General features: G+C 49.0%; 11 protein-coding genes and 2 pseudogenes. 5 read left to right on the top strand and 8 right to left on the bottom strand.

Going from position 1 to position 12,674, the window contains the following annotated elements; translation table 11 throughout:
- Window positions 1-127: 127 nt before the first annotated feature.
- The 3 genes from ABGA49_RS02785 to ABGA49_RS02775 all read left to right on the top strand — a co-directional run bounded on the left by ABGA49_RS02785 (window position 128) and on the right by ABGA49_RS02775 (window position 2,730).
- Window positions 128-655: a hypothetical protein gene (locus ABGA49_RS02785; protein WP_061494951.1), complete on the top strand. Its 528-nt coding sequence runs from the start codon at window positions 128-130 to the stop codon at window positions 653-655.
- A gap of 971 nt (window positions 656-1,626) precedes the next feature.
- Window positions 1,627-1,968, top strand: a complete 342-nt coding sequence (locus tag ABGA49_RS02780; protein WP_347665098.1) for a cell envelope integrity TolA C-terminal domain-containing protein — start codon at window positions 1,627-1,629, stop codon at window positions 1,966-1,968.
- Window positions 1,969-2,307: 339 nt separating this feature from the next.
- The gene (locus tag ABGA49_RS02775; RefSeq protein ID WP_061494955.1) at window positions 2,308-2,730 is read left to right on the top strand and encodes a hypothetical protein; all 423 of its coding nucleotides are present in this window, start codon (window positions 2,308-2,310) and stop codon (window positions 2,728-2,730) included.
- A 40-nt stretch (window positions 2,731-2,770) separates the two neighbouring features.
- Here the strand turns inward: ABGA49_RS02775 and ABGA49_RS02770 are convergent, their stop codons facing one another.
- The 4 genes and pseudogenes from ABGA49_RS02770 to ABGA49_RS02755 form a co-directional block, all read right to left on the bottom strand.
- Window positions 2,771-3,172, bottom strand: a complete 402-nt coding sequence (locus tag ABGA49_RS02770; protein ID WP_170933820.1) for a DUF6515 family protein — start codon at window positions 3,170-3,172, stop codon at window positions 2,771-2,773.
- Window positions 3,173-3,344: 172 nt separating this feature from the next.
- Window positions 3,345-4,033, bottom strand: a pseudogene (locus ABGA49_RS02765) (EAL domain-containing protein); the annotation flags it as partial.
- Between the two features lie 49 nt (window positions 4,034-4,082).
- Window positions 4,083-4,283 (bottom strand): annotated as a pseudogene (locus ABGA49_RS02760) (sensor domain-containing phosphodiesterase); the annotation flags it as partial.
- Between the two features lie 256 nt (window positions 4,284-4,539).
- Window positions 4,540-4,779 carry a DinI family protein gene (locus ABGA49_RS02755; RefSeq protein ID WP_061494961.1) on the bottom strand — a complete coding sequence of 80 codons (240 nt, stop codon included), beginning with the start codon at window positions 4,777-4,779 and terminating at the stop codon, window positions 4,540-4,542.
- Between the two features lie 187 nt (window positions 4,780-4,966).
- Here ABGA49_RS02755 and leuE point away from each other — a divergent pair, with 187 nt between their 5' ends.
- The gene (gene leuE, locus ABGA49_RS02750) at window positions 4,967-5,605 is read left to right on the top strand and encodes a leucine efflux protein LeuE (RefSeq protein ID WP_134318308.1); all 639 of its coding nucleotides are present in this window, start codon (window positions 4,967-4,969) and stop codon (window positions 5,603-5,605) included.
- Window positions 5,606-5,741: 136 nt separating this feature from the next.
- On the opposite strand, the gene ABGA49_RS02745 is transcribed toward leuE, so the two are convergent.
- Window positions 5,742-6,056 (bottom strand): PTS cellobiose transporter subunit IIB, encoded by a 315-nt coding sequence (locus ABGA49_RS02745; protein WP_061494965.1) that lies wholly within the window; start codon window positions 6,054-6,056, stop codon window positions 5,742-5,744.
- 88 nt (window positions 6,057-6,144) lie between these two features.
- Window positions 6,145-7,689 (bottom strand): PAS domain-containing methyl-accepting chemotaxis protein, encoded by a 1,545-nt coding sequence (locus ABGA49_RS02740; RefSeq protein WP_061494967.1) that lies wholly within the window; start codon window positions 7,687-7,689, stop codon window positions 6,145-6,147.
- 477 nt (window positions 7,690-8,166) lie between these two features.
- On the opposite strand from ABGA49_RS02740, the gene ABGA49_RS02735 reads away from it, so the two are divergent.
- Window positions 8,167-8,421, top strand: a complete 255-nt coding sequence (locus tag ABGA49_RS02735; RefSeq protein WP_347665097.1) for a hypothetical protein — start codon at window positions 8,167-8,169, stop codon at window positions 8,419-8,421.
- Window positions 8,422-8,942: 521 nt separating this feature from the next.
- Here ABGA49_RS02735 and ABGA49_RS02730 read toward each other — a convergent pair.
- Together ABGA49_RS02730 and ABGA49_RS02725 are read right to left on the bottom strand one after the other, a co-directional pair.
- Complete coding sequence (locus ABGA49_RS02730) at window positions 8,943-10,532, bottom strand: methyl-accepting chemotaxis protein (RefSeq protein ID WP_061494971.1); 1,590 nt, start codon at window positions 10,530-10,532, stop codon at window positions 8,943-8,945.
- Window positions 10,533-10,743: 211 nt separating this feature from the next.
- Complete coding sequence (locus tag ABGA49_RS02725) at window positions 10,744-12,567, bottom strand: sensor domain-containing phosphodiesterase (protein ID WP_347665096.1); 1,824 nt, start codon at window positions 12,565-12,567, stop codon at window positions 10,744-10,746.
- Window positions 12,568-12,674: the final 107 nt, after the last annotated feature.

Below are 12,674 nucleotides of genomic sequence, written 5' to 3'. Positions count from 1 at the left end.
TCTGAGAAAATATAATATATCAAAAGGCATGCCAGGATATGCTGGTAGGTCGATAAGAAAAGATCCTGTTAATAGAGTGATATAAGCGATATGATTTCATTGAAAATAATTTTTGTGGAGGCGAATAATGAGATCGGTAATTGCAGGAAGCACAATTGTTGGGGTCGCACTGATTCTGGCGTCATTGATTAATGCTGGGGTGTTTCGTTTCAAAAATGAACATATCATCCCTGTTGACGGTGGGGCTGTAAAGTTAGGTGAAGTCTATGACGAACATCAGATTGTTTCGTTAGTGCTGAATTTCAATGATAAGGCTGTTCCGGATGAAGAACTGCTACAACAGGCTAATGTCGGTAATTACAAAGATGCGCTGAAAAGTAAATTGGGTAAATTATCAGACCTTATTAATAGCGGAAATAAAGGACAGGATAAAGTTACAGCTGAAAATCTGAGCTTAAAAAACCCCGCCAAATTAGAAATAACAGTAGCAGTAAGGTATCGTAGTGAGTTCCAGCCTTCGTTTACATTAGTTATCAGTAAAAAAACAGTGGACATTCCTGCTAATACCCCAATTTACAAAACATCTGCAGATTCTCTTGATTCTTTCTTACAGGAAAAGAAACAAGAGATTGATTCATCGCTCTATCTCAAATAAACCGGGAGGCACCCGGCACCATTTGATGATTTCCATCAGTTTACCCAATTGTCAGCGTCGGTATTCCTTCTTTCCACTTTTTGATCTGAGAAGCCGAAGCAAACAGGGATCGGTATATGACCAACGGATTTGACTGGATCCAGTACCAGGGATTGGTGCAAATGGACCTGTTCACAAATGATGAAGTTGCAAACTTAGATACCGGCAAAAAATTAAGGGTATCTGGCTCTTAACTGGAAAGTTTTGAAGCCTGCTATGAAGAGAGTGTTAAGATCATCAACGGTCCTCTTGGTTCACCGTTATAAATTCTTCCTGAAAATTCCAGGCCCCGGCATTCTCCGGGGCTTTTTTACTTATCTCCTCTAAACCACTTTCTTGAGGGGGCTTTTATTACTCGTTTTCGTGTCCTGTGATCGTGAACGGATATGCAGTTGTTCACAGCTTCCTGGATAGGTTTAATCATCGCATACAGCATTTTACGTTAACTGATCCAGTATGTTTTTCGATATCAACAACGCACGGATTGTGAATGATGGGTAAATCGTTGAGAACTTCGTGGTTTTTGCTGTTTCTGTCATTTTGTGCAGTTGCTGGCTCTGTAGGATCTTCTCCAGCTTTGATACATGGGCACAGTAGTTACGTCCGGCATTCGCCAGGTGAGGGAGATATTGCCGAAAATCCTGATGAGCACGTCCGGGAATCAACTGAGCAATTCTTTCGCAGGATCCAAAGTTGAAATCTTAAATTTCATTAATGCTCGCTATTAACAACCTGCCCACGGGCAGGTTTTATTTTAGGTTCCGGAAAGGGATCAAGGCTGTTGAGTGATGAGAGGGCGTCATCAAGACTGAGAAAGGTGAGGGTGAGTTAGCGCAGCAAATCAATCTGCTTTGAATGGTATAAAGAGCTCTATGCAAGTGACGAATAACGGTTAAGATGCTGTCTTCCTGCGATAAAAAAGGAATAAAAACATGTTTAAGAAGGAAGGGATGGCTTTGCTGGTGTTTATGATTACAGGTTGCACGACTACACATAAGATATCTGTACCAAAAGGAATCGATGAGTATGCCGCCAGCGCAAAGTCCGCGGTTGAAAGCGCCTTTTCAGAGCCAGACAAATTTAAAGGCAAGACCTGTTCCCTCTATGTCCATCAGCCCTCAGGAGGAAAGGTAACAGGGGTAGAAGTCGAGAAAGGGGATGTTGCTTTGTGTAAAGCATCACTGGTTGCGATCAATACCGCCGTGAAATCCGGTCACTTCCCGGATAAACCTGAAGGCCTCCCGGAAAGGATTGTCTTCGATTTCAAACCATGACCATCGAAACAACGACTATGTTTTTGAGTAACTCTTGATCTGTCGCGCGTCTTTTACTGTCATACCAGCTTCTGGCGGCTGTAGTTGAATGCCTGAGACTTCAGGAATACGATCGACAATCGTCTGTTCTGAAGGATGTCGATCTCTGTGTCGGGCCTCCGTAACAGAGTGCTGATCTGTTCCTGATACAGACGATGCCATTGTATGGGTCCTCGCCAATATCAAGACAAAGCTTTAATGTTTAATACACCTTTATTCCGGGTATGTAGCGAAAAAAAACACAACAAGAGAAATGTTTATCAGTCACTTCCTGACAATGAACACAGGTAATTACGCTTTATGAAAAAAGTGATTTTCGTACTTTTTTGCGGGATATTTACTGCCTTCTCCACATGGGCGAAGACTTGTACCCCGGCTGATGCTAAAGCCGCGGATATGGCCGTTGATTCGCTGGACACCTGGATGGCGGTCAACCAGAACCGTATAAATTATGGTCACTGTGACCAGGGAGATATCGCGGAGGGAAATTCGGAAGCCATCGTGCACTTACTGGTTGACCATTGGGATTCTTTGGCTGATTTAAAGGCGCTTTTACCTAAAAATCCTGCCCTTAAAGCCTACGTTTTTCGTCACATTGACTCAACACTCGATACAAAAGACCTCGATACCATTCAGTCTCAGGCAACACATTCTTGCCCCTCCGCATTGTCAGCATTGTGCGATGAGATAAGACGTGTCGCTCTCCGTGCGGCGAATGAATAGTAATGCCGGGCTTTATAAGACAGCAGCTGTTACAGAACAGTCAGAGCCCGTTCGGCCGCGGAACTTCAAAATAGTTGCCATCAATATCGCGCGCATAATAATGACCGTCACGCACGTAATAGCGTTTACCGTTAAAGTCCAGCACCTGTGCACTTGATGGGGAGGGCGCTGATGAGGGTTTTTCAACCACCACATACTGCGCACCCTGTCTTTGGTAGTAAATACCGTTCACCAGATAATAGGTTAATCCACCCAGCAAAACTGTAGTGGCAATGTCCGGAAGAAGGCGGAACCTGTCGCCTGGACGGGGGATATCATCTCGCCGTCCTCCATCAGGAAAACCATGCCCGCCATGCGGCTGAAAACCTGGCTCGGCAAGGGCTGTGGCTGAGCCGGCAGCAAACAATGTGATAGCCATCGCCAGTCTTTTCATCAGTCTCATCTTATATTCCTGCCCTCCAAAAGAGGCTAATTCCTTATCGGGTCTCTTATAGTGGTGTATAAATGTGCAGGAATTTTGAAATTAGCCTGAACGATTATATGACAATCTGTTTCCGGGGGCAGGCGGATAAGACCCGTATCGGACAATAAGGCCACCACCGCGGCTTTATTCGTTAGTACGAGGACGCGTTCAACCAGTCCGGGATCATTGTCGGGTGAAGTGGCCTGGAAGAAAAGTACCCTTGTGCTTCATCGCAGCCAAAATCCTTTAATATTTCTGCGGTTTCTGCATCCTCTACGCCTTCGGCAAGCACGATATAATCCAGTTCTTTCAACATGCTGATAATATTTTTAGCGATGATTTGACTGCCTTTGTCATTGGCCACCCTGCTAATTAATGAGCGGTCAATTTTGATAATATCGACAGGGATTTTTCGCAAGTAGCTAATATTGCTATAACCCGCGCCGAAATCATCCAGCAGGATTTTAAACCCGCGGACTTTGAGCATATCCAGCTCATCAAGAGCGATCGGGCTTTCCAGCACTCTTTCGGTTTCCAGACATTCAACACGCAGGTCGTCAGCCTGGCCCTGATTATTTTCTCTTCCAGTGCATCCGCAAAGCCGGGTTTTGACAAATCACTGACGGAAACATTGATCGAGATGGGAATCCCGATGTTGTTTCGGCGCCATTCGACCAGCTGCTTAATGGCTCTGTCTGCCACCCACTGCGTCAGCCCTGCCATCAGGCTGGTGCGTTCGGCCAGGGCAATAAGCGTTGCGGGAGGAATATTCCCGAACACCGGATGCTCCCAGCGTAAAAGGGCTTCTGCGCCTACGGTGGTTCCGGTATGCAAACGTATGTCCATCACGGGTTTTTATTGGTGCGACGGCATAAAAAATGACCGTGCCATTTTGTACAATGGGATGTTCTGAAAAACGCGCATCCTGACGGGCATCCGGGCAAATAACCGGCTCATCCAGAGACAGAGAATGGTGGCACATGGTTTCTTCAAGCGGGACACACCCGGCAAACAAGGGGACATTGTTCACGTATTTGATGTATTGAAATGCGTCATCAATAATCGTGACAAAACAACCGGAAACACCCATTAAACGGCGGGCGAATTCAGCAAGCTCGCCCAGCACGCTGTCGCGCTCTTTATCTTCGCGTTTGAGCAATTCCAGTGCGGCAAGCCGTTGAGCTTCGTTAGCGCTGAGTCCGCTGAACATGGCCTTCTCCCATCACGTGATGTTGGTGTTGCTGATTCTCTGCGTGCCGTTACCGCTTGAAACGCCACTCGTCTGCACTTTATATAATCTTCATGATAGTGTTAAAACCTGCGCCTGTTGTGCCTGCCGAAGAGTGCTACTCCTGTACAAGCCACATGTCCGACTCGTCGAACATCTCTTCAAGCATCCGGTTCAGCTTTTCGCGATCGTTTTTACTGGCATCGCTGTTCAGGCCATTTGCCTGCATTGGCTTAACGCGCACTTCAGCGTCGGGAAAGAGGCGCTGCACGCGTTTAGTCAATTCGGCAAGGATAATGTCTTTTGCCCCTGGTAATCCTTCAACATTACGCTTGTCATAGATTAGCTCAACAAACATCGATGGTTCCTTTTCACTGGTTAATTAACCGCATATTTATACTGTATATATAATCAGTATTCAAGTGATGTGGTAAACGGACAGACATTAACCCGCTCATCCCCTGGCTTTGCACCGTGCTTTATGTTCACTGCCATATGGCGTATGTTAGCGCCGGTTATGCTGTTGTGTTTTTTCAGGAGGATGTGTGTTTGCCGAGTATGGAGTTATCAGTTACTGGTCCTATTTTATTGGCGCTATTTTTATCATCCTGGTGCCGGGGCCAAATACCTTCTTTGTATTGAAGAGCAGTATTGCAGGTGGGTTGAAAAACGGTTATGTCGCAGCGAGCGGCGTCTTTATTGGTGATGCGGTCTTGATGTTCCTCGCGTATGCGGGTGTCGCCACGCTTATCAAAACCACACCCGTACTGTTCAATATCATCCGTTATCTGGGGGCGTTTTATCTCCTCTATCTCGGTATCAAAATGCTGTACAGCACCTTTGTGCGCAAGGCGCGGGAAGAGGGGCAACACGACGTGCATAAAGGTGATATTTTCAAACGCGCGCTGGTGCTCAGTCTGACGAACCCGAAAGCCATTCTGTTTTACGTGTCGTTTTTTGTGCAATTTATCGACATTACTTATACCCGCCCCGGAACGGCTTTCTTCATTCTTGCCACTACGCTGGAAATCATCAGCGTCTGCTATTTCAGTTTCCTGATTATTTCCGGTTCCTATGTCACGCAATGGGTGAAGACACGACAAAAACTAACCCGCCTGGGTAATTCCCTGATCGGCCTGATTTTTGTGGGCTTCGCAGCGCGTCTGGCTACACTGCAATCCTGATTGCTGTGCATAAGAGGTTTCCGGCGTGGGTGGAAACCTCTTATGCTTTTATTTCGCCTTCAGGCTGCCGTGCTGTTGCAACACGCCTTTTTCATCAAACAAAAACCACGTCCGCAGACGTGGTTTTAGGGTTCTCTTATGCCGTCATCGTCGGCATTCGCGCCATGACAAACTCCAGCACTTTCTCGCCATCCATCGAGGCGAAAGGATAACTTTCGATCACAGCAATCGGTGCGGAATCATCAATCGCGTCTTTCAGCTCATCCAGCTTATATTGGATATGCGGCGCGACTAAATAGCAGTCAAACGCCGGTGCAACACTGGCAAAATTACTCACGCCAATGGCGCTTATCAACATCTGATGCCCCTGCGCATCGGCGGCCTTTTGCATCTTTCTGGCCAACGCATTGGCGGTATTGCCGAACAGACAACAGATCAGTAACTTTTTCATAGGAATATCCTCACGAGTACTGTGCCTATATTCTCCCCGCAAATGGCGGGAAAATGTGTGCTGTGTGCAGGTTTACATCGCTTTGGCTTCACTTAAATACGGAAATGGCTTCGGCCAGGCGAATGGCCTGCTGGTTAAGGCGACCGGATGCTTCCGCACTTTCCAGCACATGCTCTGCATTCTGATGCGTGATTTTATCGAGGTCTTCCACCGCCAGGCTCACTTCACTCAGCGCAGTGGCTTGTTCCGCTGTCGCGGCACTGATATGTGCAATCAGGGTCGTGACATTCTGTACCTGCTCCACGATCGCCTTCATGGTGTTTCCGGCATCATCCGCCAGCCCACTGCCTGAGCTAACATGGGTTACGCTATTTTCAATCAGCTCTTTGATTTCGCTGGCGGCGCGGGCGCTACGCTGCGCGAGGCTACGCACTTCACCTGCCACAACGGCAAACCCTTTACCTTGCTCACCGGCACGAGCGGCCTCCACGGCAGCGTTTAATGCCAGGATATTCGTCTGGAAGGCGATGCTGTCAATAATGCTGGTGATGCTGGCAATCTGGCTGGAGCTGTCTGCAATAGCAGCCATCATCTCAATCATATGGTTCATCACCTGACCCCCCTGGCAGGCGGCATCGCGGGTGCTTTCTGACAGACGGGTGACTTCGGCGGCGGTTTCCCGGTTACTGCGCACCGTGGCGGTCATTTCATTCATGGTGGCTGCAGTTTGCTGTACGTTTGACGCGGCTTGTTCTGTCTGGCGGCTCAGGTCATCATTGCCTGCCCGCAGGGAATCAGAGGATTTGAGTACGTTTTGCGCCTGACCGCTGACGTCGTTAACCAGCCAGCGGAACATCAGCCCAAGCTGATTGATCGCACGGAGCGTGACGCCCACTTCATCCACACGGTTGAGCTGTTCAACCTGATGTGTTGCGCCGCTTGCCACTTGCAACGCCTGCTGGCAAAGACGCTCGACCGGGCGGACAATTTGATACTCCAGCCAGAGATCGATCAACAGCAGCAGGGCAGTCATAAAACCGGTGAATATTCCCTGGTGACCCGCAGTTAATGCACTGCTCCACACCGCAAGCAGGCTGAGCAAAAGCGTGACGATTAATGCCGAACGTAACCGCCAGCGCAGGGGCATGGTAACGAACAGGGAGCGCCAGCCCATCAGCCCTGTGTGGATAATCAACCCTTTGTGAAAACGCTTGCCTTTTGCCCGTCCCTCCCGGAATTGACGATACACCTCCTCGGTCGCCGCCACTTCTTCCGGGGCTGGCCTGGTGCGAACAGACATATATCCCTTCACATTGCCAGCGCGTATCACCGGGATTGCATTTGCGCGAACCCAGTAGTGGTCGCCATTTTTACGGCGGTTTTTCACCAGCGCGGTCCACGGCTCGCCCTGCTTGAGCGTTGCCCACATATCGGCAAATGCCTCTTTGGGCATATCCGGGTGACGCACCAGGTTATGCGGTTCTCCTTTGACCTCCTCCATAGAAAAACCGCTGACTTTTATAAACGCGTCATTGGCATAAGTGATATAGCTGGCGGGGTCGGTAGTAGACATCAGCGTTGCATTATTATCGAAAACGTACTCTTTTTGTGTGATGGGCTCATTGTTGCGCATAGTGAGTATTCTCGAGAGAGGTCCGGGGCTGCTGATATAGTGTAATTACCCTATTGGGTTACGATGCTATTTATTCAGTGCTTTATTTTTTTTGGGATATATCCTTTTCCAATACAGACATAAAATAGAAAATCGCGTTTGCATAAAATTTAGCTTTAGTTTCGGAGTTATTTCTTGACATGGAAGAAATAAGCACCGGGGGTAACAAAAGTGTAAATGCAATTGCTCACTTTAACCCTATAAAATGTAGATGCTTTTATTATAGTATGCCCCTGAAAGATAATTTTTATTATGGAAGATTTTTGTCATTTGCCAGCCCAAAGCGCCCCTGCATGGCTTCCCCAGACCGATATTTGTGCTCCGGATCAAAAAGCTGTTGCATGAGCGCGTACAGCCTCACTAAAAAGGGCGGTGATCATTCCCGAAACGACTATATTCAGCTAATCTGAGATCCCTACCAGCGAAAGGATTTTTCTTATGAAAGGTACTGTCGTTCATCACGAACACCGCATTGGCTTCATTGTTATTCGCGACGAAAAGGGTGAGTTTACTATCGCTGAGCTGCTCGGAAAATACGATGTCGAAATGGGAGATGTCGTGTCCGGTAATCTGCATGCCAGCGGTGACGAGGCATTATTTAATCAAACGCAAGATGAAACGATGGAAGTTTCCATTAAGGGGCACGGATTGTCTGAGCAAGATGCAATCAGCATGCTCTTGCGCACCCACTAACCCTCTGCCAATAAAGCGCTTCATCCAGGCGCTTTACCTCTTTTCTCGCTCGTCACGGGCGTGGCGTTTTTTTTGCAATCGCGATCGGATGGTAACATGCTGGCTGCCGTACTGCGTCAATCAGTACGCTGATCTTTCCGCTCATTATCCAGACAGGATCTATTTCTCTGTTGACGGTGCCTGAGTTATTTCCGTTAATAAATTCACAGGCTCGCTTTTTCTTTAAAAAAACGTTAGCGGGATCAAATACAGGTAAAATAGAAGTTACTACGCGGAAGAAAGTGAGCCGGAAAGGAAATAAAGGATGGCAGTTTCGACATCAAAACTGCCAGCGAAGAATGTTGAGGCTTGTTAAATCGTATATCCATCACATGCGTACTTTATAACCCGTGAGCAAAACGTAATCAAACGCAAATTTTTCTGCGGATAGATTGAGAAAATTGATGATCAGCGTATTAATTCATCGGGTCGCGATATTACCCCCGCTTCGGTAAAATACCCGAAGCGAGGATTAGTGCGCATTACAGCGGGTTATGCTGTGCTCGCAGTTTGAAGATTTGTACCATCTCAAGCAAATTCTCTGCTTGTTGTTGCATGGCGTGCGCAGCCGCGGATGATTGCTGCGATAGCGTGGCGTTTTGTTGGGTGGCGGCGTCCATATGGGTAATGGCGACATGCACCTGGTCGATACCGACGCTCTGCTCTTTGCTGGCCAGTGAAATGGTTTCCACTAGCTGGCTGACACGCTCAACGCTTTGCACGATTTCCCCCATCGCGTTACCGGCATTTTTTACCAGAGCATGACCTTCATCAATACGGTGCACCGAACGCTGGATCAATGCGCCAATTTCTTTTGCGGCAGTGGCAGAGCGCTGCGCAAGTGCACGAACCTCTGAGGCGACAACGGCGAAACCGCGTCCTTCCGTACCGGCCCGAGCCGCTTCCACCGCAGCATTCAGCGCCAGAATGTTCGTTTGAAAAGCGATACTGTCGATCACACCGATAATGCTGCTGATCTCAGTGGAGAGTTGGTTAATTTCGCCCATGGTGTTTACCACTTGCTCGACCACTTCTCCACCCTGATTAGCAACACGGAAGGCCTCGCGGGTGATATCGCTGGCGACACGCGAGTTTTCCGCATTGTTTTTCACAACCGACGTCAGCTCTTCCATCGACGCGGCTGTTTGTTCCAGTGCGCTGGCTTGCGCTTCATTACGAGAAGAGAGCTCACGGCTGCCAGTGGCGATTTCCTGGGAGGCGCCGGCAATGGTCTCTGTTCCGGAACGCACCCCGGCGACAATCCGTGTCAGGTTGCCGTTCATCTCTTGCAGAGCGCGCATCAGCTCCGCAGTTTCATCCCGTCCACTGATGGTGAAAGTGGATTGCAGGTCGCCGGAAGCTACATTACGGGCGACCGAAACAGCCTGTGCGAGCGGTTGGGTAATGCTGCGCACCAGCCACCAGGTAATTAACAAACCGACCAGCAGTGTCAGCGCCATCACGATGATCAACATCAGCCGCGTTTGCTGGTAGTGATCAAGGTTACGTTCATCAGTTTGCTGGCGGATAACAGCTGCCTGTTTGAGCGTAGTAGCGACCATCTCATCGATCATCCGCGTCGGTTCACGATCGATACCGGTGACCAGGTGATCAACGCGCTGAGCGCTGGTGGCATCACCAATCGTGTACTGTTGCAATGCGGCGAGATAGTGCTGCTCCAGGCTGGCATGGAGCGTGATGGTTTTCAGTGCTTCGGTGTTGGCAAGGCCTATTTCCGGCAGCAGTTCACTCAGGGTTTTGAGTAATGCCTGCGTTTTTTGGCTCTGCTCGACAAAGGCATTTTTGTATTTATCAAACACTTCCTGACTTTGTGCACCGCGAAGCAAGGTATTTTTCCATTCTTGTACCTGAATTTTGAACTGGACCTGCGCGTTGCGGGCGGTATCAATGCTGTCCGCAACCACCTTCTCCGTGGCCATAATGTGCTGGTTTTGCACTAATCCGCTGGCATTGATGGACAAGCCACGTATGCCAATAAACAGCGTCGCCAGCAAAAGCAGAGTTGCCAGAAATCCGAGCCGTTGCCCGATAGTAAGGTGGTTGAGTTTCATAACGCATTACTTCCCATTGTCTGGTGAGGCGCAAAAACAGAGCGCACACCTGAACTATCGACAGGTTTTCAGTTTGGCTTTAATCCTGTTACACGGGGTAAAAAACGACGGCAGGGGTAACGCATTGAGATGAAATAGAATAAGGTCTTTATGACATTTTTGTGACACCGCCCGACTGTTGAGAAGGAGAACAGTCAGGCAACGTCAGCGCTCAGGAACCATATTGATGCTGTTCAGTGGCCATCTTTGCCAGCAGGCGAAACGGTTTACTGTCTTCCAGCCAGTCCGGGATTTCTTCCGGTGAGAGTGGGCGCGAGAAAAAGTAGCCCTGAGCCTCATCACAACCGTACTCACCCAGCATGCGTGCGGTTTCCAGATCTTCGATCCCTTCCGCCAGCACCACATATTGCAACTCTTTCAGCATCATAATGACGTTGCGGGCGATGATTCGGCTGCCGGGGTCGGTGGTGACCTGGCTGACCAGCGAACGGTCAAGTTTGATCACATCAATGGGGATCCGGCGCAGATAGCTGATGTTGCTGTACCCGGCGCCAAAGTCATCCAGCAGGATGGTAAAGCCCAGCAACTTGAGTCTGTCCAGCTCTTCCAGCGCCGGGTCGCTCTCCAGCACTTTCTCTGTTTCCAGACACTCAATGCGTACGTCCGAGGAATAGAGCCCTGCGGAAACAACGTTGCGATGAAGTTCATCGGCAAAACCGGGGCGCGAAAAGTCACTGACCGTCACATTAATCGAGACCGGCAACAGGATACCCTGTTGTCTCCAGACCTTAAGCTGAGCAATGACCCTTGTAATGACCCACTGGGTGAGATCCCTCATCAGCGTGGTCTTTTCCGCCAGCGCCACGATCACCGCCGGAGAGATATTCCCCAGTTGCGGATGCTTCCAGCGCAGCAACGCTTCCACACCTTCCGTTTTCCCGGTTTGTAACGAAATTTTGGGCTGATAAACGAGATAAAGCTGGTTCGGGGATTTAATGGCCTCGCTGAGATCATACAGAAGCTTGAAATCTTTATTACGCTTGTGATCGAGGATGGGGTTGAACTGCAACACCGGGATATCCTGGCGGATCGATTCATGCAGTGCGCTAATGCCCTGGCGCACAATTTCCTGCGCGTTATCTTCCTGCGGGGAAAACTTAACGTAACCGGCATGGATCTTCAGATTAATATCAATATCACCAGCAACTTTGGCCTGAATGCAAGGCAAACGCTTGGTCCGTTTCACCAGCTTCAGCGCGTGGTCAATATCCACCAGCACGGCGTAGCGCGCCGTCGTAAAGGCGTACAGCATAACGGACTCTTCCAGCTTCAGCCGTGAACGTAGCGAGGGGCCAAAGCTCTGTAGCAATTTTTCCAGCGCATCAAGCCCCAGATAGCGGGACAGCTCATAAGCACGCGCCATGTCAATGCAGTCAAAGATCACCAACCCATAGCTGCCGCTCACTTTCTCGTGTGTCAGCCGTTCCATCTCTTTCATCAAAAACTGCCGATTCGGCAGGCCGGTCACTGCATCTACCAGACCGGCAGCGTAACAGGATTCCAGAAAGACGGCGGCGAGAGAAGCAACGCGATGAAAGTTTGTTACCTGCCTGGAAGAGGGAACATAGGTCTCCGGGTGACTGACACACAATGTTCCAAGGACTACGCCGTCTTTATTGATCATTGGCGCGGAGGCGTAAAAAATAATATCGCCGCTTTTTACCAGCGGCTGGTAATTAAATCGATCATCAACCCGCGTATCGGAGCAAATAACCGTCTGGCACGCCCGCAGGGAATATTGGCACATCGTCTGTTCGATGCAAATTTGGACATGATCGATGGGAATGTTTTTAACATATTTAATATATTGGTAATCGTCGTCGAATGTGCTAATAAAGCACCCATCGACCCCCATGACTTCACATGCCAGATTTGCAAACTCAGCAAGAGCGGCATCGCGGGGTTTATCTTGTTTACTCAACAGTTCCAGCGCTGCATGCCGTTTGCTTTCGCTTTTTTTCAGACCAGTGAACATAGCGAGCTCCTGCCCAAATAAATGAGACAACGGTGTTCTGCTCGGATGACGCCATCATATGCACGGGAAGTGAAGATGCAAAAAATTAACTGCTCAGTATTACCACC

Origin of the sequence: Kosakonia sp. WA-90, assembly GCF_039871955.1 — a bacterium.
GTDB classification, from domain to species: domain Bacteria; phylum Pseudomonadota; class Gammaproteobacteria; order Enterobacterales; family Enterobacteriaceae; genus Kosakonia; species Kosakonia oryzendophytica.
This window is presented reverse-complemented; position numbering and strand designations above follow the sequence as displayed.